Source organism: Campylobacter showae CC57C, from assembly GCF_000344295.2.
GTDB classification, from domain to species: Bacteria; Campylobacterota; Campylobacteria; order Campylobacterales; family Campylobacteraceae; genus Campylobacter_A; species Campylobacter_A showae_B.
In genome coordinates this window covers 1-26065 of sequence record NZ_AOTD01000008.1, presented here as the reverse complement: position 1 = coordinate 26065, position 26065 = coordinate 1, and the positions used below count along the sequence as shown (strand labels likewise).

General features: G+C 44.5%; 44 protein-coding genes. 2 read left to right on the top strand and 42 right to left on the bottom strand.

All coding sequences use genetic code 11. From position 1 onward, the window contains the following. Positions 1-84: 84 nt before the first annotated feature. A complete protein-coding gene (locus H740_RS00630; RefSeq protein WP_004321969.1) occupies positions 85-1137 on the top strand; it encodes a hypothetical protein in 1053 nt (350 codons plus the stop codon). Then, the gene (locus tag H740_RS00625; protein ID WP_004321968.1) at positions 1134-1328 is read left to right on the top strand and encodes a hypothetical protein; all 195 of its coding nucleotides are present in this window, start codon (positions 1134-1136) and stop codon (positions 1326-1328) included. Before H740_RS00630 ends, H740_RS00625 begins: the two co-directional genes overlap by 4 nt. 98 nt (positions 1329-1426) lie before the next feature. Here H740_RS00625 and H740_RS00620 read toward each other — a convergent pair whose 3' ends face one another. The 42 genes from H740_RS00620 to H740_RS00435 all read right to left on the bottom strand — a co-directional run. After that, positions 1427-1981 (bottom strand): glycoside hydrolase family 108 protein, encoded by a 555-nt coding sequence (locus tag H740_RS00620; RefSeq protein WP_004321966.1) that lies wholly within the window; start codon positions 1979-1981, stop codon positions 1427-1429. Positions 1982-1997: 16 nt separating this feature from the next. Continuing rightward, entirely contained in the window at positions 1998-2192 is a 195-nt protein-coding gene (gene nrdD / locus H740_RS00615) for an anaerobic ribonucleoside-triphosphate reductase (protein ID WP_004321964.1), read from the bottom strand. After that, entirely contained in the window at positions 2182-2547 is a 366-nt protein-coding gene (locus H740_RS00610) for a phage holin family protein (RefSeq protein WP_004321963.1), read from the bottom strand. Before H740_RS00610 ends, nrdD begins: the two co-directional genes overlap by 11 nt. Positions 2548-2637: 90 nt before the next feature. Then, positions 2638-2892: an outer membrane protein assembly factor BamD gene (locus tag H740_RS00605; RefSeq protein WP_004321961.1), complete on the bottom strand. Its 255-nt coding sequence runs from the start codon at positions 2890-2892 to the stop codon at positions 2638-2640. Then, the gene (locus tag H740_RS00600) at positions 2876-3256 is read right to left on the bottom strand and encodes a hypothetical protein (RefSeq protein WP_004321958.1); all 381 of its coding nucleotides are present in this window, start codon (positions 3254-3256) and stop codon (positions 2876-2878) included. The genes H740_RS00605 and H740_RS00600 overlap by 17 nt, the downstream gene beginning before the upstream one ends. 82 nt (positions 3257-3338) lie before the next feature. Continuing rightward, positions 3339-3941, bottom strand: coding sequence for a DUF7338 family protein (locus H740_RS00595; RefSeq protein WP_004321957.1), 603 nt, complete (start codon positions 3939-3941; stop codon positions 3339-3341). Next, positions 3904-4053, bottom strand: a complete 150-nt coding sequence (locus tag H740_RS11790; RefSeq protein ID WP_197273043.1) for a hypothetical protein — start codon at positions 4051-4053, stop codon at positions 3904-3906. The genes H740_RS00595 and H740_RS11790 overlap by 38 nt, the downstream gene beginning before the upstream one ends. Further along, positions 4050-4367, bottom strand: coding sequence for a hypothetical protein (locus H740_RS00590; protein ID WP_004321955.1), 318 nt, complete (start codon positions 4365-4367; stop codon positions 4050-4052). The genes H740_RS11790 and H740_RS00590 overlap by 4 nt, the downstream gene beginning before the upstream one ends. A gap of 10 nt (positions 4368-4377) precedes the next feature. Continuing rightward, complete coding sequence (locus tag H740_RS00585) at positions 4378-5118, bottom strand: pyocin knob domain-containing protein (protein WP_004321953.1); 741 nt, start codon at positions 5116-5118, stop codon at positions 4378-4380. A 74-nt stretch (positions 5119-5192) separates the two neighbouring features. Then, the gene (locus H740_RS11605; RefSeq protein WP_004321950.1) at positions 5193-5348 is read right to left on the bottom strand and encodes a hypothetical protein; all 156 of its coding nucleotides are present in this window, start codon (positions 5346-5348) and stop codon (positions 5193-5195) included. Then, positions 5345-5986, bottom strand: coding sequence for a baseplate wedge 1 family protein (locus H740_RS00580; RefSeq protein ID WP_004321948.1), 642 nt, complete (start codon positions 5984-5986; stop codon positions 5345-5347). The genes H740_RS11605 and H740_RS00580 overlap by 4 nt, the downstream gene beginning before the upstream one ends. After that, positions 5986-7101 (bottom strand): baseplate J/gp47 family protein, encoded by a 1116-nt coding sequence (locus H740_RS00575; RefSeq protein WP_197273042.1) that lies wholly within the window; start codon positions 7099-7101, stop codon positions 5986-5988. The genes H740_RS00580 and H740_RS00575 overlap by 1 nt, the downstream gene beginning before the upstream one ends. Then, on the bottom strand, positions 7094-7432 hold the full coding sequence (locus H740_RS00570) for a hypothetical protein (RefSeq protein ID WP_004321944.1): 339 nt from the start codon (positions 7430-7432) through the stop codon (positions 7094-7096). The genes H740_RS00575 and H740_RS00570 overlap by 8 nt, the downstream gene beginning before the upstream one ends. An 8-nt stretch (positions 7433-7440) precedes the next feature. Further along, a complete protein-coding gene (locus tag H740_RS00565; RefSeq protein WP_004321942.1) occupies positions 7441-8109 on the bottom strand; it encodes a Gp138 family membrane-puncturing spike protein in 669 nt (222 codons plus the stop codon). Next, complete coding sequence (locus H740_RS00560) at positions 8106-8936, bottom strand: phage protein (protein ID WP_004321940.1); 831 nt, start codon at positions 8934-8936, stop codon at positions 8106-8108. The genes H740_RS00565 and H740_RS00560 overlap by 4 nt, the downstream gene beginning before the upstream one ends. After that, positions 8933-9283 (bottom strand): phage baseplate plug family protein, encoded by a 351-nt coding sequence (locus H740_RS00555; RefSeq protein WP_004321939.1) that lies wholly within the window; start codon positions 9281-9283, stop codon positions 8933-8935. The genes H740_RS00560 and H740_RS00555 overlap by 4 nt, the downstream gene beginning before the upstream one ends. A gap of 11 nt (positions 9284-9294) precedes the next feature. Continuing rightward, the gene (locus H740_RS00550; RefSeq protein WP_004321938.1) at positions 9295-10002 is read right to left on the bottom strand and encodes a phage baseplate protein; all 708 of its coding nucleotides are present in this window, start codon (positions 10000-10002) and stop codon (positions 9295-9297) included. Beyond that, on the bottom strand, positions 10002-11099 hold the full coding sequence (locus H740_RS11785) for a phage tail tape measure protein (RefSeq protein ID WP_004321937.1): 1098 nt from the start codon (positions 11097-11099) through the stop codon (positions 10002-10004). The genes H740_RS00550 and H740_RS11785 overlap by 1 nt, the downstream gene beginning before the upstream one ends. A 137-nt stretch (positions 11100-11236) precedes the next feature. Continuing rightward, a complete protein-coding gene (locus tag H740_RS11780; protein ID WP_004321935.1) occupies positions 11237-11485 on the bottom strand; it encodes a hypothetical protein in 249 nt (82 codons plus the stop codon). A 222-nt stretch (positions 11486-11707) separates the two neighbouring features. Continuing rightward, the gene (locus H740_RS00540; protein ID WP_004321933.1) at positions 11708-12112 is read right to left on the bottom strand and encodes a putative phage tail assembly chaperone; all 405 of its coding nucleotides are present in this window, start codon (positions 12110-12112) and stop codon (positions 11708-11710) included. After that, entirely contained in the window at positions 12112-12546 is a 435-nt protein-coding gene (locus H740_RS00535) for a tail tube family protein (protein WP_004321932.1), read from the bottom strand. Before H740_RS00535 ends, H740_RS00540 begins: the two co-directional genes overlap by 1 nt. A 10-nt stretch (positions 12547-12556) precedes the next feature. Further along, the gene (locus H740_RS00530; protein ID WP_004321930.1) at positions 12557-14062 is read right to left on the bottom strand and encodes a DUF3383 domain-containing protein; all 1506 of its coding nucleotides are present in this window, start codon (positions 14060-14062) and stop codon (positions 12557-12559) included. Continuing rightward, entirely contained in the window at positions 14059-14487 is a 429-nt protein-coding gene (locus H740_RS00525) for a phage neck terminator protein (RefSeq protein ID WP_004321928.1), read from the bottom strand. Before H740_RS00525 ends, H740_RS00530 begins: the two co-directional genes overlap by 4 nt. After that, the gene (locus tag H740_RS00520) at positions 14474-14791 is read right to left on the bottom strand and encodes a hypothetical protein (RefSeq protein ID WP_004321927.1); all 318 of its coding nucleotides are present in this window, start codon (positions 14789-14791) and stop codon (positions 14474-14476) included. The genes H740_RS00525 and H740_RS00520 overlap by 14 nt, the downstream gene beginning before the upstream one ends. Beyond that, complete coding sequence (locus tag H740_RS00515; protein ID WP_004321925.1) at positions 14788-15213, bottom strand: phage virion morphogenesis protein; 426 nt, start codon at positions 15211-15213, stop codon at positions 14788-14790. The genes H740_RS00520 and H740_RS00515 overlap by 4 nt, the downstream gene beginning before the upstream one ends. Continuing rightward, positions 15210-15581: a DUF4054 domain-containing protein gene (locus tag H740_RS00510; protein WP_004321924.1), complete on the bottom strand. Its 372-nt coding sequence runs from the start codon at positions 15579-15581 to the stop codon at positions 15210-15212. The genes H740_RS00515 and H740_RS00510 overlap by 4 nt, the downstream gene beginning before the upstream one ends. Before the next feature lie 2 nt (positions 15582-15583). After that, positions 15584-16531, bottom strand: coding sequence for a major capsid family protein (locus H740_RS00505; protein WP_004321923.1), 948 nt, complete (start codon positions 16529-16531; stop codon positions 15584-15586). 1 nt (position 16532) lies between these two features. After that, complete coding sequence (locus tag H740_RS00500) at positions 16533-16976, bottom strand: structural cement protein Gp24 (RefSeq protein WP_004321921.1); 444 nt, start codon at positions 16974-16976, stop codon at positions 16533-16535. Then, positions 16976-18100, bottom strand: a complete 1125-nt coding sequence (locus H740_RS00495; protein ID WP_004321919.1) for a DUF2213 domain-containing protein — start codon at positions 18098-18100, stop codon at positions 16976-16978. The genes H740_RS00500 and H740_RS00495 overlap by 1 nt, the downstream gene beginning before the upstream one ends. After that, positions 18101-18925: a phage head morphogenesis protein gene (locus H740_RS00490; RefSeq protein WP_004321917.1), complete on the bottom strand. Its 825-nt coding sequence runs from the start codon at positions 18923-18925 to the stop codon at positions 18101-18103. Continuing rightward, the gene (locus H740_RS00485) at positions 18897-20141 is read right to left on the bottom strand and encodes an anti-CBASS protein Acb1 family protein (protein WP_004321916.1); all 1245 of its coding nucleotides are present in this window, start codon (positions 20139-20141) and stop codon (positions 18897-18899) included. The genes H740_RS00490 and H740_RS00485 overlap by 29 nt, the downstream gene beginning before the upstream one ends. Positions 20142-20185: 44 nt before the next feature. Further along, a complete protein-coding gene (locus H740_RS00480; protein WP_004321914.1) occupies positions 20186-21409 on the bottom strand; it encodes a PBSX family phage terminase large subunit in 1224 nt (407 codons plus the stop codon). Then, positions 21402-21908, bottom strand: coding sequence for a hypothetical protein (locus H740_RS00475; RefSeq protein WP_004321912.1), 507 nt, complete (start codon positions 21906-21908; stop codon positions 21402-21404). Before H740_RS00475 ends, H740_RS00480 begins: the two co-directional genes overlap by 8 nt. Further along, a complete protein-coding gene (locus H740_RS00470) occupies positions 21901-23112 on the bottom strand; it encodes a site-specific DNA-methyltransferase (RefSeq protein WP_004321910.1) in 1212 nt (403 codons plus the stop codon). The genes H740_RS00475 and H740_RS00470 overlap by 8 nt, the downstream gene beginning before the upstream one ends. 8 nt (positions 23113-23120) lie before the next feature. After that, on the bottom strand, positions 23121-23438 hold the full coding sequence (locus H740_RS00465) for a hypothetical protein (RefSeq protein WP_004321909.1): 318 nt from the start codon (positions 23436-23438) through the stop codon (positions 23121-23123). Continuing rightward, complete coding sequence (locus tag H740_RS00460; protein WP_004321906.1) at positions 23439-23855, bottom strand: DUF1064 domain-containing protein; 417 nt, start codon at positions 23853-23855, stop codon at positions 23439-23441. Continuing rightward, positions 23855-24157, bottom strand: coding sequence for a hypothetical protein (locus tag H740_RS00455; RefSeq protein WP_002950315.1), 303 nt, complete (start codon positions 24155-24157; stop codon positions 23855-23857). Before H740_RS00455 ends, H740_RS00460 begins: the two co-directional genes overlap by 1 nt. Then, the gene (locus H740_RS00450) at positions 24154-24825 is read right to left on the bottom strand and encodes a DNA-methyltransferase (protein WP_002950314.1); all 672 of its coding nucleotides are present in this window, start codon (positions 24823-24825) and stop codon (positions 24154-24156) included. The genes H740_RS00455 and H740_RS00450 overlap by 4 nt, the downstream gene beginning before the upstream one ends. After that, complete coding sequence (locus H740_RS11600; protein WP_156318373.1) at positions 24822-24986, bottom strand: hypothetical protein; 165 nt, start codon at positions 24984-24986, stop codon at positions 24822-24824. Before H740_RS11600 ends, H740_RS00450 begins: the two co-directional genes overlap by 4 nt. Further along, positions 24983-25270 carry a hypothetical protein gene (locus tag H740_RS00445; RefSeq protein ID WP_002950313.1) on the bottom strand — a complete coding sequence of 96 codons (288 nt, stop codon included), beginning with the start codon at positions 25268-25270 and terminating at the stop codon, positions 24983-24985. The genes H740_RS11600 and H740_RS00445 overlap by 4 nt, the downstream gene beginning before the upstream one ends. Beyond that, the gene (locus tag H740_RS00440) at positions 25258-25611 is read right to left on the bottom strand and encodes a hypothetical protein (protein WP_002950312.1); all 354 of its coding nucleotides are present in this window, start codon (positions 25609-25611) and stop codon (positions 25258-25260) included. Before H740_RS00440 ends, H740_RS00445 begins: the two co-directional genes overlap by 13 nt. Then, positions 25598-26065 (bottom strand): hypothetical protein (locus H740_RS00435; protein ID WP_002950311.1); only part of this gene is annotated, 468 nt, incomplete at its 5' end. The genes H740_RS00440 and H740_RS00435, both read right to left, overlap by 14 nt.

The window sequence follows — 26065 nt, the reverse complement described above, 5'->3', positions numbered from 1 at the left end:
TTTTTTATATCTATTACATATATTTTAAGTAATATCTAAGCAAATAAGGCGTATAATTCTCTTATCAAAATAAAAGGAGATAAGATGAAAGAGCTAAAAGGAACTCCAGCCCAAGTTGAATGGGCTAATGACATAAGAGATGGTTTTATAGAAAACGCAAAAGCTTTCAAAGAAAAGCTATGGAGCCCGAACGCCAGAGAGGGTGCGCCTCTTTTATACGTCTTGCTTCTATGCGGCGTAAAAAACGCAGGCAAAATATATGATGACTACATAAATTTCTTGCTAGCTCACGACGAAGCTAAATTTTGGATAAAAATGAAAAATCTACAATATGGCGCATTGTATGACACCGTGCATAGGGTCGGTATAAGAATGAAAAAAGATGAAAGTGAGCTAAAAAAAGGAGAGCTTGAAGATGATTTTTTATTATTATATCCTGAATATATGTATAAAAATATCAGAGCTGCCGAGCTTGCAAAAGAAGAGGAAGCCAAAGCAAACACTACTGACGACGAGGTAGAGGAAACAAAAAGGATTCTCGCCGACGAAGCCGAACTTTTTGAGCAAATAACCGGAGAAAAACCTACGAAACACTACGGATTGGACAAGATGTATAGCCTGCCGGTGTTTTTGACTAGGGCTAGAAAACGCAAAGAGTATATCTCGCCTATGCAGACATACAAAAACATCCTTGAGATGATAGATATAATAGATAGCAGGACTTATTTGCAGGATAGGTTTTTCTTGCTCTATTGCGTAGCGATGAATTTTGGCTACGGCACGGAATTTGGAGCGCGTGGTTATTGTTTTTTTGATAAGTTTATTGAAGCGTTTCAAAAATTCAACGCTCTTGCAAAAGGACGCATAGGCACTGGACAAAGCCACAATGAATACCTAGATGAAAGAGGTGAGAGCGGAAAGGTAGAGCTACGCTCGAACATATACGCTTGGTATGAGGGTAAAAGGACGTTTGTCTGCGAACTCACAGTCAAACTCTATCTACATAGTATGTCTGACGGCTATCCTACTATTTTGCCGTCTATAAGTGTAGATACGAGCCAAATCATAGACGGCGGAGAGCTCGACCAACATCGCCGTCCAATAATAGACGGGGAGATAGTGGGAGATCAAAAATGACCCTAAAAGAAGTATCTGAACTAACCGGCATACCATATCAAACGCTTTTGGGGTGGAACAGCTCAAAAGGGGATTATAGAAAAAATTTGGTGCGTTTTTTGAAAGACGCTGACCGCTCAATGCTTATCAAATATTTCGGAGAGAAAGGGGCGGCGGATAATAAGCCCCCTTTAAAAGATGAGGGCGTATAATTAGGGGCTTTACCCTTATAGGGTTTGTAATGAAATTTCTTACGAGCCCCTCGCTATCCCCTTATGGGATTTATTTTTTGGGGCAATTTGCCCCATTATTATACCGCCTGCGCCCTATTTCTCCACCCGTTGGCGTAAACCCTAAATTTAGGATTTTTCTCAATTAGATTGTTGTAGTATCGAAGCTCGGCTCTGTCAAACTCTTTGTCAAATTTTGCCTCGTCATATCGGTTTATCGCCGCTAGCGTCTGCTCGCCGACGATACCGTCATTGACAACGCCCACTAACTGCTGCGTAACTCTCACAGCGGGCTTTATGCCGACATTGACGCCAAAGATAAAAATCTCATTGGCTTTGATTTGGCTTGAAATTTCATCGAGCCGCATACGATCCCAGTATGCCTCTTTGTAGAATGCTCGCACCTGCGTGCGCAAATTCTCACTATCAAAAAGCGTTTTGGATATTTTCTTGACGTCGCTATTAAGGGCTAGTGCACCTAATATCTCGTCCCAGCCAACCCAGTGCGGGTGAGCTGCTTGGTAAATACCCATAAACGTCCAGCCGTCCTCGGTTGGATTTTTATGTAGTGCATTTTCAGGCTTAGAAAATTCAAGCCTCATCAAAATTTGAAAAGCTTCGTTAAAATTTGCCATTTTTTCACTCCTTGTGTTAAATTTCTTTAGACTTTTTAACGCATTTTTCTGATGTGTTAAAATTTTCCTCAAAAAATATTCTCTCTTTATGCTCGCCTTTTTTGCCAATATTAAAGCCCTCAACAGGGCGGTGATAGCCCATTACCCGGCTGTATACCACGCATTTTGTGCGCTGCGACCGTACCGCCTCTAATATCTCGCTATTTGTCATCTTTCCACTCCTCGTGCCTAAAATCCGAGCCGTAGTCCTGATAGCCATAGCTATTGCCGTTTAGCCCGTCGATCTTTTTCTCTACGGCTTTGTCGATCATTGCAGTAGCCCACTCCGCCCCGCGCCAAGCAAAAAACCCGCCGACGGCCAGCGAAAACTTCGGGGCCTGCGTAAAATAAAGCGTTGTTTCGTAAGCTAGCCAACACACAAACATCGAGCTAGCAGTGCCGACGACTAAATTGACGAGCCTTTGCGCACCCTTTTTGCCGCTGTTTGCCATATTAAGCAGCCCGCCGACAAGCCCAACCAAAATAACCCAAAAATAAAGCCCTATCTCCTCTAATATGTTGTCCATCCTGCGCCTCACATTGTGACTAGCCACATAAGCAAAATCGACAAGATGATCTCAACAACGGCTTTTTTGCTTAGCCAAAATTTTCTTGCTTTAATTACCAGCTCGTCCATTGACGCACCCCCTTAAAAGCTCCTCACACGTTTTAAAATACGCCATTAGCTCCCGCGCGCTTTGCAGGTCGCCCGCTTTAAATTTTGGCTTGGCGGGCATTTCCTCAATACAAACTACGGGGATTTTGACTTCTTGATAAACTGTGCGAGTAATTACGGTCGGCTCTTTAGCCGCACAGCCTGCGAGCAATAGCCCGCACGTCGCCGCTGCAATAGTTTTATTTAGCGGCTTCATTGATTAGCTCCTCGTAAAATTTAAGCTTCTTTTTACACTCGGCATCTTTAACGGGTATTTTTATTTTTTCAAATTTCGTTATTACCCGCTCTTTGACTTCGACCGTATCGGGGGCTTGCGCTTTAATTTGCTCTAGCTTGGCGTTTTGTAGTGCGATTTTTGCGTTGCATTCAAAGAGATTTGCGGTTGAGATTTGCAAATTTGCTTCTTTTATCGCTAGCTCTTTTTGTGCTTCTTTTAGCGCGTTTTTTGCGTCGCTTATGTCGCCCTTTAGCCTATAGATTTCAGCCCCAAGCCCTAGCATTACGCCGAGCAGCCCGCCGATCACGATCAGCCAAAGCTTGTTTGCGACCAGGAAATTCATTGCGCCCCCTTTAATAGTTTTATGGCGATGACGACGGCGAGTATTATCGCCGCAATAATCGCAAATTTCTTTGTGGACGGCTTCATTGTTTGATCCTTTTAAGAGGATTGATTGCCCAAACGGTTTGAAGTATCTTTTTATCATCCGCTTCGAGATACGTGTGCTTGTTGTCCTGTCTCATGCCTACGACGTCCATCAATTTCCAACCTAGATATATGCGACAATACCACTTTGATTTGCCGTATCTGATCTCTCGGTAGTAGCCGAAACGTTCGCGCCCGTCTTTCATTTTGCAAGTGACGAGGCACTCGGTTGATTTTTGCCCTTTGTTGTAGGTCGCAAATACGTCTCCTTGCGTGCGCACTGTGCCCGCGCCTATGTCCTCGACTTTGACGCCCAGATACTTTGCGCTGAATACGCCTATACGGTTGCGGTATAGCCAGCAAAGCCTCGCCCAATAGGTGCGGTTTTTGCCGTTTGGAAAATGCTCGTTTTTCCAACCGTCGTCGCCATTGACCCCATAATCGGGGTCGTCAAACCACGCCGCCCACTTCGGCAAATTTTCGCTTTTCTCGTCGCAAGCTAGTAGAGCAAACGGTACGATGATAAAATGAAATATCTCGATCGGTAGCTCGATAGCTGCATTTTTAAGAATTTGTAGCTTTTGTTTTTTCGTCAGTTTCATTTTTCTTTTCCTCTTGGTATTTTGGGCTTGCAGGGCAGCCGCTCCAAGGGCAGTTTCCTTGTTTGTCTAGCTTTGAGCTGCATATCTCGCAGCGCTTAGTTTTCTTTTTCATTTTTCATCTCCTTTTTCTAGGGATTGTTTTTGGGCTAGTAGCTCTTTGTATTCCTCGCGAAGCTCGGGCAATACGCTATCGTTTCCGATCAGTATCGCGCGGCGTATGTCGTCCTCGACTTCTTTTATCGCTTCGTTTAGCTCATCAATCTCTAGCTCCTCGGGGCTAGGCTCGTATTCTTTGTTTAGCTCGTCAAGCTCTTTTTGAGTTAGAGGCGTTAGCCCTAGCTCCTCAATATCTTTTTTTAGAAATTCATCGCTTACGTCGTCGTCGTATGCGTAGATTTCATTGTTTGCGTTTTTGTATCGTTTCATAGCTTGTCCTTTATCTTATTTCGAACCATTTGGATATTTTTGCGCTACCGCCGAGGCGCAAAGTATATTTTTCATTAGGAAGTATTAGCGCGGTGAGCGTATAATTTAGGTATGTTGCGGTTGTGCCGTGTTTTGCCGATGCGACCGTGACCCCGCCGATCTCCAAAGAAGCATCGAGTGTAGACCCAGGAGATGCTGGGATAAATACCTGAATAGCCACGAAAATCGCTCTGCCCGTGCTGTTTGTATAGGTTTCGTTTGCTCTTTTTTGATCGGTCAGGTCTTGGCGCGTTTGATTTGCTCCTAAAAACGGAAGCTTTTTAATCGGCGCGATAACTTTTTCCCATGCGCCCCACGTTTTGTTTTGCGCACTGATTAGCGTTCTTTGGTAGGTTTCGTTCGTCTCGTAAACTACGTATCTTTGCCCCGTCGGGAATACTTCAAGCGTGCCGTAAGCAGCAACGGGATAGTTTAAATCTAATCTAGCGTTACCGATCGCGCCCTGCTGAAAACTCCCGGGCGTTAAAAAGTCGTTTAGGTTTTGTGCGTCTAGGTTGCGGGTTTGCATAAAGCCAGAGCTATCAACCCCGTCTAGTTTGTCGCTATCGGCTGCTTTTTCGGTTTTGCCTAAAAGATTTGTTTTTGCCCACCCCTCATTAATTACGGCTCCCCAAAGGCTTGTATTCTCACTAGGCTTTTTATTACTATTTTGCGCTTTAGCTTGATATAATACCCCGTTAAATACGCTCAAAGCCCCAATAGGGTATTCCTCGTCTGCGCTCCACTCGCCTACGCCGCGCTGTAGTTGATAGGCTAGGGCTTTATCTACCCTGTTGAATGCGGGTTAAAATACTCCATAGGCGGGATAAACCCTAAATTTTCAGTTACGCCCCAGCCGCGCTTAATATTGGGGAATTCTACTATTTCGCCCGTTTTTGCGTCGCTGGCGAAAATCTCGTTTTTCGGCTTTTCGTGTATCATTGATCCTCCTTAAATATCCTTGCAAATTTGCCGACGCCAAACCCCAAATTAGCCTTATTTTGGCTAAACCCAAAGCACTTAGTTTCGGCTATTAGTATCACGTTTAGCCCTACGCCTACGGGGCGGGCTAAAATATCGTTTTTAAAAATCAAATTGATTAAGAATTGTGTCGTTTTGGTGTTTTTCAAGACCAAATTTAGGGTCATATCGTAGTTATCAAATATAAAATTCCCGCCCCCTAATAAGAATTCAAGCGACTTATAAAGATTTTCTAGCGTGCCCGTTTGATAATTCTTAATGATCTTTGCCTTTATTAAAAACCTAAAGTCGTAATCGTTTAAAAAGAAACTCCCCTTTAAGGAGTTGCCCAAGCGGTAAAACTCGCCTTTATTAAAACCTAGTTTTTTATCGGCTTGCGAAAAAGCGAAAAAATCTTTTAATATTAAATTTCGTTGCTCCCTGCTTACGCCTACGTGGCGTCCGACTAGGTCTAAAGCGCAGCCGCTTGCGGTGTCGATATTTAAAATCTCGGCTACTTTTACGGTGCTGTCAAAGGTTTTATAGACTTCGTCGTTTAAAAGCTCGGCTGTGGCTCTAGCGCGCGGTTTTTTGCGGTATTGCCATATTAGCTCAACCATCACACTACCGCCACGTCAATATCGGTTTTATTTATTACGCACATTTCGCGCACGGCGACGACTAGATGTTGTGCGCCGTTTATCGTAAACTGCGTAACCTCAAAGCCCCTAACCTCGTTGATAATGCTATAAAGGCGGCTGATATATACGTCCTCCCCTATGCTGAAAATATGCTCCGATAGCAAATCTTTAATTTTGTCCGTGTTGATGTCGGTCGCGCCCTCGGTGCGTTTTATGCGTAAAACTATTTTAGGGTTGATTTGCGTCGGTCGGTCGAATTTAACCTCGCGCTTTTGCCCTAAAAAAGCGACCTCTACTTTTGTTTGTCCTTGTATGCCGCAGCCGCCTATTTTCTTTTTTAGTATCGCTTCGCCTATTGCGTTATCGCCTCCGCCCAAAACTACCGCGTTTAAGCTGTGCGGAGCTACGCCGTTTGCGTCGGTTTGATTGGTGTAGTTTTCTAAAACCTTGCATTGTTTTACGCCTTTTAAATTTAGCAAATACGCTTCTAGCCCTTGGCGTTCGTCGTTGTTGTTTATACTGTGGCTTTGCATAAATCTAAGTAGCAGGTCGCCGTCGCTTTCCTCGTCAGCCCCTAGTGTTGATTTTTGAGTAGCGACTACGCGGTCAACGCCTAGGATTATCTCTTGCATTTCTAGTTCGTCTTGATCGTTTAGCGCAAACGCTCCCGTTTCTAGGCTAGTTATGCTTACGGCGCGCGACCCGTCATTGCCGAGCGCTATTTCGTAGTCCGTCGCCCATAAATTGCCGCTTTTGTCTTTTAAAACCGCGCCTTTTTTAATAATCGTTCCGCTTGTACCGTGGAATGTGACGCCGTTTGCGGTGCTAAATTGCGCTGTTTTACGTAAAAGCCCCGCGTATGCTACGCGTTGGTCTAACCACTCGCCCGTCGCTAAATACGGGTCTAGCATTTGCACGATGAAATTTAAAACTTGATTAACTTCGCTCAACACTTCGCTAAAAAGCCCGATCATTTGCCCGTCCGGCGTTGATGAGCCTAATTCTAAATCCTCGCCGTAAATCGCCTTAAAGCCATTTTCTAAACGCTCTTTTATGGTCTCTAGCTCGTCGATTATTATTCTATTTTCACTCACTCGCATTTATGTATAACCTTTGGCTTTCGTCGTAAATATCGCGGTATCGCACCTCTATTACTGCTTTGCGTTCGTTTAGGTTTATGTTTAAAATTTCCAAACTGCTAACGCCCTCAACGCTTAAAATCTGACGCTTTACTTCGTCTCTCATCTTGTCGGAGTTTGGATTTTTAGCTAAGTAGTCAAACCACTTAATTCCGTTTTCAAAATCTAAAAACCAATCATTGTAAAGGCTTAAAATTTGGGTTTTAACGTTTTGAGCTATTGCTTCGCTACCTTTCTTATGCCCTAGTTGCCAATCGCCGCTATTGTCTATTGCCCTTACTTTCATTTATGCCCTTAATTTGGCGGGGTTGTCGTGCCGCCGCTATCACCGCCGTGCGTATGATTTTTCAAACTTACACCGCTAGCGATCATATCTTTTGCCGTAATTGTACCGCTGCTTATGCTGTCGCCATCGGCTTGTGTGAAATTGCCGTTTAGGGTTTTGTTGCCCTTTTGGGTGTAGTCGCCGACCTGCTCTATATCGCCTTTTATTAGGATTTTGCCGCTAGTGAGTTTTATATATGTTTCTTTGTCTAGCGTCCGCATACAAACGCCGTCTAAATCTACATTTTTTACCGCCGCGGGACGCGGGCTAAAGCCCGTTAAAAAAAAGCCGTCGGAATAGTCGTGCAGTCTGAAATCTAGTGGCTCGTTTTTGCTAGCGGTTGCAAACCACCCGTCAATACAACGCTCCGCAAACACGCAAAGTCCGTGATCACCTGCTTTAATCGGCGTCGTGATAACAAAATCGCCGCCCCTAAAAAATTGCACCGGCACATCGTCAAGAGGTGGTAAAACCACGCTTACGCCGTTGCGTTTTAGCTCGTTTATCATTAGCTCTACTTGCACCGTGTTATCGCCCGCGTTGAATTTAAGCACCTTTGCGGGTAGCGCGGTGTGAATTTGTGCTTCAAAACTCAATAGCCCGCTATTAAAAACCTGCGTTAAATTTGGCTCGTTCATTTTTTCTCTACCTTGTGGAATTTGCCATTTACGGCGATTAGCTCTGTTTGCCAAGTGTCGTTTAGAAAGTCGCCGCTGTGGGTTAGTTGCGTGATTTTATAGTCGCCGTCGTATTCGCTTAGGATAGACTTTACCCTCACTAGCCCGCCGATGTTTAGTTTTGGATTTAATAGACAGGTTATTTTTAATCCCTCGTCGGTTTTTTCGGGGCTGCCGATTAGTCCTGTTTGTTCGCTCAAAACAAAGCCCTCGCTATTGTTTAGCACCTTATCTTTGGGCAAAATATTTAAATTGCCGTCTAAAATATGCCAGTTGGCATCGTTGTTTTTTGCAACGTGCTTTAAATACTCTTTTATATCGCCGCTTAAAACTTTGCAGCGCGGCAAGGCTTTATCGCGCGGCAAATCGATCATGCCTTGCTTTGAGCTACTCATCGCCTTAACGCACATATTCACGACGTCGCTATCTTTAACGCCTGCTTTTAGCGTGGTATAAACGCGGGCTTTGGCGTAGTCGGTTTGCCCGTCGCCGCACTCGATATGCGTGATAAAATCTAGATCGTTACGGCTTGTATAGGCTTGCGTAATCTGCCCCGCAAAAATCAATCGCGGCTCGTCGTAGCCAGCGTATAGGCTTACGCGGTTAAATATTTTATTCGCTATTTGATTGCGGTTGTTCGCGTTTAGGTTGTATATTTCAATCTTGCTAGTGTTCGGTTCTTCGCTGATCGTTTTTTCAATATTGAAGCTTATAGCGAGACTATCTATTACTATGCTTTGCACGCCGTTGCCTATTTCAAGGCGGTAACGCCTGCCGTATTGCCTCACGTCCTGTCCTTTACTAGCTCGCTAATTGCGGCTTTAAAATCGTCTTTGCCTACGGCGTATAGCTTTAGCCGCTCGCCCAGCTCGCTATAATCTACGCAATTTATACCGCTTTTGGTGGCATCCGCTAGCATAAAAACAAAGGGCAAATTTTTATTTATTAGGCTAGGTGAATTAACCGCTAGTCCTTTATTAAAGGCTAGGATTTTATTGCTGTTTAGGTCGGTTAAGTCGTATTGCCAAACGCTGCCAACTTCGTTAAATTTGAGCGTTAATTCGAGCTCTAGCCCAAAGATTTCAAAGTTTTGCGTTTGTTTTTGTTCGGTCGTGGTCGGTATTTCGTAAATCATTTATCGTCCTGTTATCGCGCCCCGAAAATGTCGCCCAATATTGAGCTTTTGGCTAATTTGGGTTGCGTTTTGCCTAAATTTATGCTTGATTTTGCGCCTATGTTTAGTCCGTTTGCAGTTTGTGTTTCTACGACGAAAACTTCCTCTAGCGTTAGCGTTACGTCGGTGTATAGGTCGCTTTCAGTCGTTAGCTCAATGCTAGTTATTAACATTTTATGGTATGTTTTAACCCCCGTTGTAACTACTAAAAATTCCCCGCTTTTTTGCACGTTTAAAAGCTTTTCGTAAAGGCTTTGCATCCTATTTTTTGCGGTTGAGTTGTCTTTGTTTGCGTTACCGTCGGTTAAAAACGGGGCGATCTCGCGCACTTTCTTATCAATGCCGAAAATCTTGGCGTAGCGCATTACTTCGTTTTTAATGTGCTTTACGTCGCTAAATAGTTTATACGCTTTTTGAGTGAGGCGGTGAGCGGTTTTTATGCGCGGTAAATTAAATCTCACGACTTGCATAATCTCGTCTGTTTGCGTCAAATAGGGCGGCTCGTAAGCTACTATTTTGCCCTTGATTGTGAGTTGTTTTGGCTCTAATACGGCGTGGTCGGCTACGCTTGCGCCGCTTTCGATCGGGTTTTTAGTCGTGCGTAGTATGCTTTTGTTATTTTCTTGCTCGGTCACGTCTAGTTTAAAAGTACCTATTTTGCGGCTTATTAACTCTAGCATTAATATCCCCCCTCAAAATTAGCGTGGGTAAAGGCAAGATCGTTTCTTTGCCTATTGTTGATTATTTGGTTAGCCATTTGCGGGTTATTTGTATTTACGTTAATCGTAGTTGTTGCTGTGCCGCCTTGATATTGTATTGTTCTGTTGTGGTCGGCATATTGGGTGGCTAGCGCAGCTTTAGGCGCATCGTCGCCAAAGCCTAGAAAATTTTTTGTGCTTTCCCACATATCGCTAGCGGTCTGCCCTATGTCGAAATTTTTAACGGCGTTTATGATTGGGGCTATGTATTCGTCGTATTGTTTGCGTATCCACCTAAACGGCACTTCAAACGCGCTTAAGATAGCGTCGCCCACGTCTTTAAAGCCTTGTTTTATCAGCTCCCAATCGCCCATAAATACGCCATATAACATTTTAAACACGCCGATTATCGCATTTACGCTTTGAATGATAAAATTAACCACAAATTCCCAAACTTCTTTTATTGTCGGCTCTAGCTCTTTATATAGGGCTATTGCCTTTTTGCCCCACTCAATGCAAGGTTTCCAATAATCGCCGAATAGGCTCTTTCCGCCGTCGAGATACGTCATCAAGTCGTCAATTAGCAGCATTAGCGCGCCTACGGCTAGGATAACCATACCAATCGGCGAAGTCACAAACGCGGCTATCATCGCCCGCTTAACAAACAGCAAAGCCCCCGCCAAAATAAATAACGCCGCTTTCCAGCCTATCGTGCTTGTGATTAGCTTATTTAGAAATCTAAACGTATTTGTAAAAACTTGCCCTAGCTTCAATATCCACTTAAAGACGTTAGCTAGCCCCTCGACCACCAACGCCTTATTAGCTTTTAGAAAATTCATAAAGCCGATCAGGCTTTGATTAACTGTCGGCAATAATTTTAACGCTACTTGCGTTGTTATGGATTGCAGCGCGGTTTTTGTGTCTTTTAGCCTGTCTTGATATTCTTTAGCTTGTGTTATTTCGGCTTGGGTTATGGCGAATAGTTTATTTTTTTCTTTCGCGAATTCTTGTATATTTTCTAGCGGGGCTTTTACGTAATTAGCGATTAGCCCGCTAACCGCCGTTGCCGCTACCCCCACTAAAAAGAATTTGTTTTTTAGCTCGTCGATCTCTTGCTTTAGCCCTTTAACGGGCTTTTTGTCCGCTACTTTGGCGGTTTTTTTGGCGGCTTCCTCGGCATTTTTGGCAACTTCTTTTTCGGCTTGCGCTACTTCATTTAGCGCGGCGGTCGCTTCGCTTGCTTTAGCTTTGGCGGTTTCGCCCCATCTTTAGCCTCTTGCACGGCTTGGTCTAAATTGCCTATTAGTTCGGCGTTTTTAGCCGTTGCAGCGTTTATTCCGTCGGCTATGGGTTGGGCAACGCCTTTGGCAGCTGCGGCAATGTTTTTTAGCCCTAGCTCGATTTGCTTTATTTTGCCGCTATCAACATCAAAACCAATTCTGTATAAAAATTCGTCTAAAACCACGCCTAATCCTTTTATGGGATTGTAGGGCAAATTTAGGGGGGTGTTTCGGGTTGTGCCTCCGCTATTTTTCGGAGGCTCTTTGTTCCTCTCTGATGAGTTCGATTATGACTTCGTGCATTGCGATACCGTCCTCGAAGTCGTATATGGTGCGCAAATCGTTTAACGTGGCGTAGCCTTTAACAATCGGCAGCCACGTTATCCAGTCTATTTCAAAATCGCCTTTTACGCCTTGTTTAGGTAGGCTGTTATACCCGCTAAGGACTTTACCCCAGCGGGCAAGAAGTCTAAAAAATGGTATTTTAGCCCCTCGAATATCAGCTGTGCGTAGTCGCCTCTATTGGCGTTAAAGTGCGTTTCGGCTTGGCTTAAATTTTTAAGCAAAATTTCGCCGCCCTCTGCATTTATCGCGCTAGCGTATTTTAAAATAAAGTTCTCTACGCCGCTAAACGCAGGGCTGCCTATATTGGCGATAATTTGCCCCACGTCGATATTTACGTCCTCGCCCTGCATTTTAATAGCGTCCTTGGCTAGCCCTAAAAGGCTTTGCAACTGCGTTTTTGTTTCAAAGAAATTTGCACTTCTTAAAACGTATTTGTTTTCATTTATCATTAGCTCGTATGTTTGCATTAGTTGCCAGCCCCACTTTCTAGGCGTTTGCTTATTCTTTCAAAGGCAATTTTAAACTCGGTTGGGTTGTGTGCGTCGCCTCTTTTTAGTCCGCCGTCATTTACAAAAAAGCCGTTTAGTCCGCTTAGCTCATCGCCGTTTAGCGTGTCCTTAAACTCCATTGTCATAGGGCTAAAGCTCTTAAATTCGCTTCTTTGCTGGTTGTAAAGGTCTTGTAAAAATTTGCAGTCCTCGCTGTGCTGCAAAAGCTTTAACGTGAGCGTGCCGCTTTGATTGCAGCTCCCCGTAAATACGCCCCTACCGCTCGCACCTATTGTGTAAGCCCCTGCGTCGGCGGCGTTTTCTATACTTAGCGCGTCGCTACCGTCGGCGTAGGCGGTTATCTCGTAGCCGTTTATTAATAGCACCGTTGTATCGTGTTGGTATCTAGCCATTTTTGCCCCCTTATCTGTTGTAATTTATCAAAATATCAACGCTGTGTATCGCGCCTGCTAGCTTAATTGCGACATTGATAGGCACTGACTTTCTAGCTTCCCTATCTGCTTGTAATTGCTCGGTGTAGCTAGGGCTGTAAACGTAATAGCCTAAATCCAAGTAATCGCCGCTTTCTAGCGTGCCGACAGGATCGCCGCGCCATTGCCCAGGGGCAATAAACCCGTTTTTAACGAATTGCTCGCAAACTTGCTTAACGACTGCAGTTAGCCTGACTTGCCCTTTGTCGGTTTGCGGCACTTTTTTAGCCCCTTTTAGCACATTGAAAACGGCTATTTGCGTGCGGTTGTTAAACGCATCAAGCCCGACGGTTTCGTCGATAAATTTGCCGCCTAACGCTACGCCCTCGGCTATCATACTTACGCCATCGTAATCGGTGTAGTAATTTACGCCTAGCTTGTCGCATTTTTCGGCTAGGTTTAGCGTGATTGCTTCGTCTGTGCCTGCGGTTTTTAGGTTTTTAAATTTCATTGTTTGGGCTGTGTTGCTGCCCTCCCAATTCGTGCTTAGCGCTCTAGCTAAAAGCTCCGCGCCTGCGTGTTCGTCGCCCGTATTGTTGTAGGTTGCAAAAAAGCGTCCGCTGTCTTTGTCGGCTATCTTTTTAATTACGTTCGTCTTAACGCTTTCAAGCTGTGCCGCGCGCGTGATTGTATAGCCTGCTACGCTCGGGTTTTGCGCCGACGTGATCCACTCGTTCAGCTCTGCGACTTCCTCGTCCGCTAGGATCGCCGAGCTATAAACGCCGTAAAAGCCTTGTGTGGCATTGAATAATTTATCTAACGCCTCGCTTAGGCTCTCCTTTTTCTGCGTTACGCTGTCTTTGCCGACGTAAATATCGCTCTTGCCGCTGACTAGGTTTAAAAGCACGCCTACAAAATCGCCGCTGTCGGCTTTCTCAAAATAGCCTAACCTTGTGTTGTCGTTTTTACCTGCCGTTGCCGCTCTGATAATAAAGCGGTTGCCGTCGGCGTCATAAACCGCCTTTAGCGTGTCTTTAGTTATCGCTGCAGTTAGTTTTGTTGCTACCGCCTCAAAATCTACGCACGAGCTAAAATCTAAAGCCGTATAAACTTTATCCGCACCGCCTACATTAAGCTTAAAACTGCCGCTCGTGATAGCCTTTAGTTTATTTATGCCTATGTTAAGCGCCGATCCTCTTAATTCGTTTGCGCTTGCTTGTGTTGTTTTATTTTCTTTGACCCATTTAGCGACTATTGCCTTTTTAACCCCGCTTACGCTGAAAATAGCTTTAGCGGCTTTAGTGGCGCGGCTGTCGCTACCGAAATTTAACGCCGCATCGTGCGCGCTTGCTATGCTTACGAAACGCACGCTTGGATCGTCAAAAGCTTCACACCAATCATCGCTCACAATAGCGATTACGCTAAAATCTCTATTCTTTGCGATTTGCCCTTGTTCGTTTAGTTGGACATTTACTATCCTTTTTATCGTCAAACTCATCTATTCACCTTTATGCCGAAATTTGCCGTTTTGATCTCGTTTTGAGACGCCTCTATGCGGGTAATGTAGCTAAGGGTTAGGTCCATGCTTGCCCTTTCCTCTACGCCGCCGCCTACCGTAAGGCTTAAATTTCTAATCGGGCTTACGGTTACTAGCCCCAGCCCTAAATTTTTAAGCCCTTTTAAAAACTCGCTAGCATAAAAACACGCGTTTAGTTTTTCAATTATGAAGTTTGCGTTATTGCCGTAAGCATTTACGCTTACTACAGCTTCGCGCGTTGATGTGATTACTTCTTTTTCGCCTTTGATAAATTTATACTCGCGTCCTTTTTGGGTGCTAGTGAGTAGATGCGCCGTTAAAAATGCCATTTTATCGTTTAGCGTTTTGGAGTAGCTGTCGCGCACTAGGCTTTCATCTACGCTCAAAGCCTTGGCTATCAAAACTTTCAAGCCCGTCAAATCTAACGCCTGCAAAGTTTTTATATCCATATTCCCCCCAGTCTTGCATATTGATAATGCGGTAATTAACGCCTTTGTAAGTGATAACGTCCTGCAAATTTAGGTTAAATTTCGTATCTATCCTAATTGCCTCTTTATATCGCTCCCCCTCGGGCAATCTTTGCATTTCGTCGCCGCTCAAAAACTGCACCACCGCCGTAAAACTCTCGCCGCCCCTTTGGATAACTTGACAAAAATCGCTATCGTTTATCAACTCGCCGACATTTATCATTTTCTGACCTCATACGTGATAGAATTTAATAATTGCCCCGTGTCGATTAACGGCTTTGAGCTTTTTTTGCGCTTTATGGTAGCGGGTTTTAGCGCGGGGGCTATACCCTCGGTTATTGCCACTTTGCTTATGTTTTTAGCTTCCTCGCCTAGCGCGCCGAGTGCTGCTTCTGCCGTAATTTGCCCCGTGATAAATTTCCCCACTGCATTTTTTGCTAAATTTGCTATCGCAGCGGCGTTACTTATCAAGGGTTTGCGCAAAAAGGAGCGTTCGGGGATATGGCGGGCGGGGCTGCCGAATTCGTGGATAGCGGCAAGCTCTGCGTTTGAGAATTCGCTGCTCCTGCCGTTAGTTTTAGCCGTTACGCCTACAACTACCCCTAGCCCCCTAAGCGTTGCGATTTTAGCTTCTAGCGCGATCATCTTACTAGCCCAAAGTGCGGCAAAATTAGCTTTTTAAGCTCTAAAAACCGCTGCCCGTATTTCGTTAAATAGTAGCTGCCGTATTCGCTTTCAAAGCCGGTTTTCCCGCTTGTGTAGCCTACGCTTAAAGACCCTACCGTCTTGCTGCTTACTTCGCGCAACGGGTGAGGGTTTGCCCCTGCGTCTGCGCTTAACGCCCCTTGCATTGCGAGAATATGCGCCGCTAGATGTAGGACGCCGACCTCATAAAAACGCCCCCAAATACTTTTCACAACTTGCAGCTTTGCCTCGTCTAAAGTTAAATCTATACGGGCTAAAGCTACGTTTGAAAATTCGGGGAATTTCGCTAAAAAATCGGCGTTTGTCATACTTACGCCTTGTAATTTACGTAAGCCACTTTGTCAAGCTGACGAATTAGCGTACCTGTAAATTTAGCTTTAACCGCAATTTCCCAGCTTAATACGCTTCTTTGAAATGGTTGCATTGCTGTTGGTGATAAAGCCCAATCGGTGCTTAATACGTCCTCGCTCTTGGTATATACTACGGCGCGGTTTTTGCCTTTGCCTCCACCTAGACCCTGTGCAAAGCCCAAAGGTATGCCGACGATATTCACATCGACGCCCGTGCTTTGAGATAACGCTTCTTTGATCGCCATTAGCGCGTTTATGCCGCCATTGACTGCGCCGATAGAGTTGTCGTATTTGCTAGCTAGCGCCATAAGGTCTTTACTGTCGATTGCTATCGTGTCAGGAATTAGTAGCCCGCCGTTTTGCTCGTAGCCGTGCTCGATTAGCGACAAGAAAAACGCCCTAGCTTCTGCGCCCGTCATTGCGCTTATTGCCGTGCCGCTTGTTAAGTCTTTAGCCCTTACGCTAGTGTTTGTTAAAAGCCCTTGCACTGCGCCGATTTTAGCGTGACCTACAAGCGCGGTTTTTTGCATTGTTAAAAGCGCTACGCGCTCAAGGTTTCTAAGCTTGGCGGTGTCGAGCTCAATTTCTAGCCTTTTTGCTCTAGCTACTGCCTCGCTAGTATAGATTGCCGATTTAGCCCAGCTTAGGTATAGCCCCTTTTTAGCTGTGATGTTTAAATCCTCGGTTTGCAAAGACGTAGTATTTTCATCAATCAAGCCGTTTTCTAGGTCTTGCGTTCCCTCGATTTCGCCGTAATCTAACGCGTCTATGCTTTCGTCGCCTTTTTGAGTGATAGGCACAAAATTAGCAAGTTGTACCTCGGGATATTCGCGTTCTTTAAAGCCCTCGTTAAAACTAGCTGCTGCTGTTGCTAGTTGGGTTAAAACTTCCTCGTCTCTTAGTTTCATATTATTCCTTTCTCATTAGTTTAACAAGATCGCCCGCTACGTCGGTAACGTAGAATTTATCTTTTGCGGCGGTTAGTGCTAGCGTTGCGGCTTTTGCTACTTTGCCCGCATCTGCGCCTGCTGTTGCTTCTACTTGGATTGTGTCGCCAACGGCTAGCCCGTGTGCCGCTTTGCCTTGTGCCCAAATCTCACTGCCGTAAGGCAAAGATAAAACACTCATAACCTCGCTAGGTTTGTTTTCGCCCTTTGAGCCTAGCTTTAGGCTAACGCCTAAGATTGGGTCGGTTGCCTTGCTTACTTTGGCTACGCCGCCGTCTTTGCTAGTTACGAATACCCCAAAAGGGATGATCTCGGTGTCGTTATTGACGTAAGCTAGTGCTACGACTGCGCTCTCGCCGCCTCTTGCTACTTGCCCCGCAAAGGCTCGTTTGTCTAAGTATCCCATTATTTACCTCCGAATTTTTTGTTTAGGTCGATTTTCTCGGGCTTAGCGTCGTAGAATTTATCTAACACGCTGCCGCTGTTGTCTTTGTTTTTGGCACTTACGCGCATACCCATATAAATTGCTTTAATCTCGCTATCGCTTAGCTTTTTTAGCTCACTAGCTTCAAACGCTTTGCTATCAAGGATTACCGCCTCATAAACGCCCCTAGCGTTCTTAGTGTCGCTTAGTTTTACATGGCTAAAATTTGCTTTAGCGTCTGTTACAGCTTCGGTTGTTGCTGCCTCGCCTTTTAGTCTTTCGATTTCGGCTTTTAGCTCGGCGTTTTCTTTTTCTAGTGCCTCAACCTTTGCCTTAAGCTCGGCAATTTGCGCGTTCTCGTCCGCGCCGTCATCGTCTTTTACGCTTTTGGCTTTTACGTCGGCAAGCTCGCTTTTTGTTTTCTCTAGCTCGGCGGTTGTTTCGTCTAGCTTTGTGCTTACTTCCTCTGCGCCGTTTAGCGCTTGCTCTAAAAGGTTTACCAACTCGGTATTAGCCGCGTTGGCTTCCTCAACTTTTTCTTTGCTTACTTCGTCGCCGTCTTTGAATTTAACGGCCTTGGCTTTATTTAAAGCCCCTTTTAATGTGTCTAAAAACTTCATTTTTATCCTTTTGCTGTCGCCTAATTTACAATCTTTGCCCGCTCGCCCCTCGGAAACTACGGCTAAATGATTGCCCCTAATGTTCGTTTGCCAAATTTTCCCGTCTCGCTCGATCAATCTACTGTCATATCCGCAACTTACCTCCTTTATCCCTTGTTCTTTTATGGTTTTGATTGCTATCTCGTCATTGATGTAAGCGTCGCCCACTAAGAATTTACCCTCGCGGCGCACGTTTTGAATATGCCCTATGGCGGTGTCTTTCCAATTTTTGGCGGTTACGTCGTCGTCGGGGTGCGTGAGCGTTAAGGGCTTGCCCTCAAAGCTTTTAATCGTCTCGGGGCTGAATACTTCTTTTTCATCCCTAAAAACTTTATAGATTTTCCCGCTAGTGCGCCCAATTTCCTCGCCTAGATATTCCATCGGCTCTATACTTGCCATTTTTGCTTTTGTAATTATGTAGCCGTCGCTGTTTATTTTAAATTCCATTTATGCCCCTAAAATAGCTTTTGCGAAACATCGACATTGTATCTCAACGCCAGGCTTGCACTTCGGTTTGTCCGCTTCTCGCTTTATCCATGTTTTGCCGCCGTCCTTGCTGTACACGGTGTCGTCATCAAACCGGCATAACACGCCTTGCATATTCGCGTGCGTGTGCCTTACGCGCTCGTCTTTTGACGTTTGCCAAATATAGAGCTTAACGCCTAGAGCTTGCATACGTGCTTGATCTAGCTCGGCGTTTATTTTTGCGGTTTGGTCGCGGGCTATTAGTCGCGCGCGGCTTTTGCTTACGTTGGTGCGCTCGTGAATGATTGACGCCAAATTTTCAGCCCTACCGTTTTGCAAGTAGCTTTCGCGGATAGCCTTTTCAACGTCGTTTAGATAGTCATTTTTGACCGACGTTATTAAGCTTACGTTTTTAGCGACATATTCGTCTAGTTTGCCTTTTACGGCTTCGTCCCCCAAAAGGTTTGTTAAGTCTACGTCAGTGCCTTTTTGGATATTTTGGATTAGGCGGTCTTTGTTTGTTTCGTTTGCCGCCTTAACTACGCTTTGGCTTAGTATTTTGGCGTAATTTACGGTGTCGCTTTTCCTTAGCTCGTCTAGTATTTGGGTGGTGTGTTCTATTATTTGCGCGTCAGTAGGGTTTAGCCCTAAAAACTCCTTTAGCCTTTTGAATATTGCCCCTTTTAGCGCGGCAAGCAATATTAAAAGGGCGTTGCGGTATTTTACTTCCGCCCGTTTGCTAGGCTGCGCGGGCTTAAATTCTTTATTGCGCTTTTTGTTAAATAGTTCCGAAAGGGTTGGCTTCATTGCTTGGCTCGTCTAATTCTTTTGCTAGTAGCTCGGCTTCGGCTATGTCATCTGCACTAATATTCTTTATTAGCCCCTCGTCTTTTAGCTCTTTTAAAATCACAGCTTCGGTTATTACGCCTTTGTCTAGCAAATTGCCTAATGCGGTGCTTTTTACGTTTAAAATTTCGGCTTTTTCTTTGTCGTTTAAGCTGTCGATGCTATAAAAATCGTATTCTAAATTTTCGCCTAAAAGAAAAGGATCAATAAAATCATAAGCGGGGCGTAATAGCGTGCTTTGTAGTTCGTTGATAGTTTCGTAATACGCGCGGTTGTCTTCCTCGCCGCTGCTAAAGCCGCCAGCCCCCTCGCCGAATAATATGCTAATAGGGCGATTTAGCGCGCCTGCTACTACTATACAGCTTTTAGCCCAAAGCTCGGCAACGCCCGTTAGATTATTCTCTTTGGAGATGTATTCGTCCTCGGTGTCCATTGCGATTGCGTTGGTGTAGCTTTTGGCTTCATTTATTAGCCTTAGACGTTTTAGTATCTCTCCCTCGTTGCCGGCTACTATTTGTTCGTTATAGCCGCTCATTTTGTAGATGTCGATCTTGCACTCCTCGATTAGATCGCTCACGCTAAGAGTAATGGCATCAAACATCTTGATAATATCAAGCGCAGTGGCTATGTCGCTCACGCTCTCGCGCTGTTTTACGCCGTAGCTTTTTATTCCGCCTTGCACTATACAAAGGCGGCTAATATGCGTTTTAACGCCTTTGACGTTGTAGATAGTCGGGCGGATAAATTTGTGTTCTGCATTTACGGCTTTAAATTCGCCCTTGCCGAAAACGATAAATTGCTTAATTGTTTCGCTTGGGCTTAGCGGGGTTTGATAGGTTTCCTCTGCCGCGTCTGTTATGGCTAAAATAGCCGCCTCGCCGTAAAGCAAGACGTTAAATAGCAGGTCTTTAACAACGCCGTCGGTTTCAAAGCGGTTATTCGCGGCGTAAAAATCGGCTTTGCGGGTTTCATCTATTTCTCCCCAATCAATCTCGCGCCCCATTTTTAGCATATCGCCTATCGTCTTCTTAATATACCGTTTAGCTATCCAGCCGTTATCGTAGGCATTTAAAAGCTGTGTGTTGGTGACCTTTAGGGGCGAATATTCCCTATTGGCCGTCATTTGCCCCATTTTGGTTACTAAATTTTCTAAACTATCGTTTATTTTTAGCTCCATTTAGCCCCTTTTCTTTTTTGAAAAGTATAGGGCTTTTTTACGCGCTAGTTTCGGTTTGTAATATGCCCCCAAATATTAGCCTTGCTCTTGATAAGCGGCTCTAGGGCATAACGCAGGGCGTCTATGTAGTGATTGTTTTCGTCTAGTATTTGTGGCAAGATGTCACCGCTGTGCGGATCGGTTTTGTAGCTGTATAGCCTAAATTCCCTTGCGGTTTCGACGCAACGTTCGTGTATTATGATAGCTTCAAAGCTACGGATATACTCGATGCCGTCCTCTATGCTGCCTTTGCCTTTTGCGGTCGGGGTTATCATATTTAGTCCGTGCCTTTTTAAATAGCTTATGCTTTCGGGGCGCGCGTTATCCGCCCTGATTACATATTTATGTATATTTTCGATACGTTCTTTTAAAAAGCTTGCCGTGTCGTCTAGTTCTAGCCCTACTGCGCCTGCTTCGTGGCTTATGTAGAGTTTGCGCTCGTGTATGTAGCATCTTATGGCCGCGGTCGGATCGTTGGCAAAGCCAAAGTCTAAGCCGTGGTAAGGATTACCTAGTCCGTCGGTGTTAAAATTTTCCACTCTGAATTTGCCTTTGAAAATTTGCGCATCGCTCTTGGTGTTATACCCGCCTAGCCAAATATGCTCGTAAGTGCTAGGGTTAAATTTGCGGTCGTATTCTTGCTCTTTGTTTAGCTCCTCGGGCAAAAACGGATTATCGCTAAAATTTGCCGTGACTAAAACAAAATCCGTCGCTTTGTTTTCTTGCATTTGCTTAAAAAAGCTATCTACGGCGTCGGTTTCGTTTTCGGGGTTCCAGCTAAACCAAAGCTCGGAATTTTCCTTGCGTATAGTAGGGCGTAAAAGCTCTAGGCTTCGCTTGCTTAGGTTTTGCGCTTCCTCAACCCACGCAATATCAAAGCCCTCTAGGGATTTTATGCTGTCGGCGGTGTGGTCTTGCATGCCTTGAAAAATTATTATACCGTTGCCTTGTTTAGCCCTAATCTCGGTTAGGGTTATCTCGAAATATTCGCTTACGCCTAGGCTATTTATTTTGCTTTCGATTAGGGCTTTTGATGAAAACTTTAGCGAGCGTTGAATTTCGCGGATACAAACAGCTCTAGTATTTGGGTTTTTAATAAAATACGCAATCATTAGCTCAGCAAAAAAATGGCTTTTGCCACTGCCACGACCACCTTTTACGCCTTTGTAGCGTTTAGGCTGTATTAAATTTTTAGTCCATTTTGCAAGTCTTAATTTTATTTTACTCATCGACTATCGTAAAAACGACCTCGGTTATTTTTTGCTCTTGCTGTGTATTTGTGTTATTAATCTCTATTTTATTGCTCTGCGGATTTGCGATAGCTTCCAGGTCTTTTAGCGCGCTGGTACCTTGCTTGATCTCAGTCGGTGTTGCATAGCGTTTGTCACTTATGCCTCGCACCATTAGCGATTGAAATGCTTTAGCAATTTTGCGGTTATTAGCTATTATTTCTAAATTTTCCAACGTTGCACTAATTTGTTGAGCCATCTCTTTTTTTTGAGTTTCATTTGCTTGGGAAAGGCTTTCGCAAACTTTCCCACTTGCTTTTTTAAATTCGTCTAACGCGGCTTTTTGTGGTTGGGAAAGTTGCCAATTATCTCTCTTTATTTTATTCCCCAGCGTCCCTGCTGGAATATTATATTTTTTTCTTAGCTCCGCTTGGCTCATTCCTGCCTCATAGTCGGCTTTTATTTCGTCCCATTTGTATGGTGGTAGTGGTTTAGCCATTGCTTATCTCGTCAAAAGTTTTCCCGTCACTTTCAAGCACGGCTTTTTTATTTGTAAATTCTTGCCATCTTTTTATTATAACATCACAATATACTGGGTCTAATTCCATAATTCTCGCCACCCTTTTATTTTTTTCGCAAGCTATGAGTGTTGTGCCACTGCCACCAAAACTATCAAGCACCACATCATTACCTTTTGTATTATTTAACATACAATACTCAAAAAGAGTCACTGGTTTCATTGTTGGGTGCTCGCCATTCCTTAGTGGCTTATCGAAATTTAAAATAGTCGTTTGTTTTCTGTCGGACGCCCATAGGTGGCTTGACCCACTTTTCCAGCCATATAGGCAAGGCTCGTGTTTCCATTGATAATCTTGTCTGCCAAGAACTGGGCTATTTTTATTCCATATAAGACACTGTCTAACCTCCCAATTTGTATTCTTGCATGCGGCTCTAAAATTAAAACCTTCCAAATCTGCGTGCCAAATATAAAAAACAGCCCCTGCCTTCATAGCCTCATCAGCCGTCCCAAAAGCCGCTGTCAAAAAACTCAAAAACTCCTCATCGCCCATATTGTCGTTTTTGATCTTTAGTTTTTCTTTTGTTCCCCCCTCATATGCCACGTTATAGGGTGGGTCTGTTAGCCACATATCAGCAAGCCCCCCTGCCATTAGTTTTTTCATATCTTCGCCGCTACAGCTATCTCCACACATTAGCCTATGGGCGCCCATAAGCCAAACGTCACCTTTTTGCGTAATCGGTATTTTTTCTGCGTTTGGCACTTTGTCAGGGTCTTTTTCACTTTCGTCATTATCTAAAAAATCACCCAATTCATCCTCGTTAAATCCTAATAACTCTAAATCAAAATCTAAATTTTGTAACGCTTCTAGTTCCGCTTTTAATAATTCCTCATCCCACCCTGCGTTTAGGGCTAACTTGTTATCAACTATCACATAAGCCCGCTTTTGCGCCTCGCTTAACCCTTTTAGCTCAATAGTCGGCACTTCATCCATATTTAGCTTTTTGGCTGCCGCCAGCCGTCCGTGTCCTGCTATTATTCCGCCGTTCTCGTCTATTAACAACGGGTTGGTAAAGCCAAATTCTTTAATACTAGCGCATATTTGCGCCACTTGCTCCTCGCTATGCGTGCGAGCGTTATTCTCATAAGGCTTTAAGTCGCCCAACTTTTTGTATTTTATTTCCATTGTTCCTCCTAAGATTTTTTTCTTAAATACTTCGTTTCGCACATCTTGCGCCTATTTTCGCTCATCCTGTGTTTGAGTATCCAATCTAAAGCCTCTTTAGGCGTGTTTAGTATCGCCTTTAGTTCGGCTTGATATTTTCTTACTTCGCTTTGCTTTAGGTTGTTTATCAGCGTTTCGTCCGTATAAGGGCTTTTAAATACCTCGCGGATTAAAAACGATAATTCGGTCAAAAAATAGTCGTCGGTTCTCTTTTCCCACTCGGGGTAGAATTTGTCTAGGACGTCATAAAAAACGCTAAGGTGTTTGGTGCTTACGTCTAAATCCAATTAGCTCTCCAAAAATACGGCATCTATCTCGCCGTCGGCTATCTTTTTTCTTAGTATTTTTGCCTTTAGTTTATACTCGGGCGTTTTGTAGCCCTTAACATCCTCGATGTAGAATTGCCCGCCCATAAAATACGTAAAGTCCGCTATGTAGGCTATCTCTTTTATTGTTTCAAAACCTTGTTTTGTTTTTTTACTGGGTATTTTAAAGCTATCTTGTAAGACAAATTTAACCTGTCGCTTTAACTCGCTTACTTCGCCCTTTCTTTGCTTAAGCTCTAAATCAAAGGCACGCTTAGCCTCTTTTTGGCTGTCGTATTTGATGCCGCCGCGCTCTACTTTTCTATTTTTGTATTTAGAGCGGTTTTGAGCAACTTTACCCCTTGACCCTAGCCCTTGTATTGTTTTGGGTAGTTTCATCAATACCCTACCTCTACGTATTCGCCCTCTCCGATAGTGGCCGTGGCCTCTGCGCGTAAGCAAAAATAAAAACAATCCGAATCCGCACTAAGCCCTGCCCCCGAGCAAAACTCTATCGCGTCTTGTTCTCCTGCGAATAGTGCTATTAGCCAGCCGTCTTTTATGCGGTCCGCCTCTTTGAGCGCCTCAAATAAAAACCGCTCTTTGTATTTGAGTCTGCCATCGGCATCAAACCAATCGTCACTATTTTCTATCTCATCAAGCTCCAGCCTATACACGGCATAACTTAAAATTTCGGTCATAGTAGTCCTTTTATCGTATTTTTTAATCTTTTCTCGGCTATCTCACAATATTTGGCTTCTATCTCACAGCCGATGAAATTTCTATTTAACTCTTTGCACGCCGCCGCGGTCGTACCGCTCCCCATAAACGGGTCAAATATTAAATCGCCCTCGCTTGACGCCGTCAAGATTAGCTTTTTGATTATCTCCAGCGGTTTTTCGCTTGGGTGCCCGTATTCGCTTTTTCGCGCGTTGTGAGTGAAAAGCTTTGACCTGCCTTTGATTTTTACGCCCTTTTCTCTGATATAGATTATATTTTCGATGTCGCTTTTAAGGGTGTTGTTCGTGAAAGGTGCGGCGTTTGGTTTATGCCAAAAAAGCTCGGCCACGTTGCAGCCCCTATCGTATCCCCAGTTCATTATGCGCGGCTTTTGTTTCGTCGAGCAAAATATAAAAATATTGATTTTCTTGCAGACGCGCGCGATTTGTTCTAGCGTAGCATCTACGTCAAAGCCCTGCGAGATTTTATCCAGCGCGCCGTTTTCATATACGGGGCGTTTGCCTAGTCCGCCACCTTTGGTCGCTATTTCGTACGGCGGGTCGGTTACGACCAGATCCACGCAGTTACCCGGCATTGAGCACATAAATTCTAAGCAGTCGGCGTTGTATATTTTGTTTAGTTCTATCAAAACAAACTCCCTTGCTCGCCTTTGACCCTTAGCTCGCCGTCCGTTAGTCTTTTACACTCCCTGCCGCCTGCGACGAGTATTACGACTTCGCCGCTTTCAAAATCTACCAAAAGCACGTCGTAAAAGTTCTTTTGGTCGTTCGGCCTAAATTCTAGTTTCATACCGCCGCCTTATTTATTCTAGCTAGTAGCCCGCCGACGTTCGGCTTATTTTGGATCGCTGCTCGCTCTTGCTTAAACTCGATTATGCTCATCGGGGCCTTATCCTCGCCGATAAAACAAATCTTGTCAAATTTGTTGGTTTGATTGCCAAAGCTATTTACTCTCTCGTTCCTGCCGATTAGATATGCAGGCGCGGTTTGATTAGGCTTTGAGTAGGTTTTGTAAAGTTTTTTAAACTCCCACTTTTTAAAATCCTCCCACTCTTTGCCCTCTAGGTTGCCCACCGCTTCCCACCCCCCGCCGCTGACACTACGCTCATAATCGCTTTATCGCTAAAGCATACGCTTCTGTCTGTGCCGTATTTGTTTATCGCATAGATCAGCTCGTCTAACGCTAGCTGCGCTTTGCTCTCAAAATCGCCCTCTACCGCTTCTAAAATTTCGGCGATAGTCGGCATATTTGAGTATTTGCGGCTTTGCCTTAGCTCTCTTAGCCCGCGTTTTAACTCGCTCGCTTCAAGATGTCCCAAATCCTCAAAATAAAGTGCGATAACCGCCGGGCTAAGATCAGCCTTGTAGTATTCGACTATCGGCATAAATACGTCGTAAAATTCATTTGTCGTCATAATTCCCTCCTACTCTGTGTCCTTGACCGCTAGCTATTAGCTGGGCTTCAAATTCCCTAAAAGCTCGCATTGTGTTGAGCGTGCCTTGATTTAGGCCGTGCGGGTTTGTCGTAGCATTGTTTGGCACGTTGCGCCCGCTACCCCCTTGCGTCTTGGGCTTAAACACCCCTTGCCACTCGTTCGCCATCGCTTCTCGTATGCAAGCATTGACGTCTATACCCTCGCTCGCCCACTTAGCCCACTCGCTAAATTTCATCTCGATGCCTTGTTTGCTAAGTTTCTCCTTGCGCTCTTTCTTGTAAGCTAGGTATTGCTCCCAAAGATTAGGGTCGAGAAAATCAGGCAAACTCGGCTTAGGGGGCAAGGGGGTTAAATTAACTGCGTTTGATTTTGTTTTTGCTATTGGTTTGAATTTGTCTTTATAGATTTCCGTATTTGTTTCATCCATTTCCGT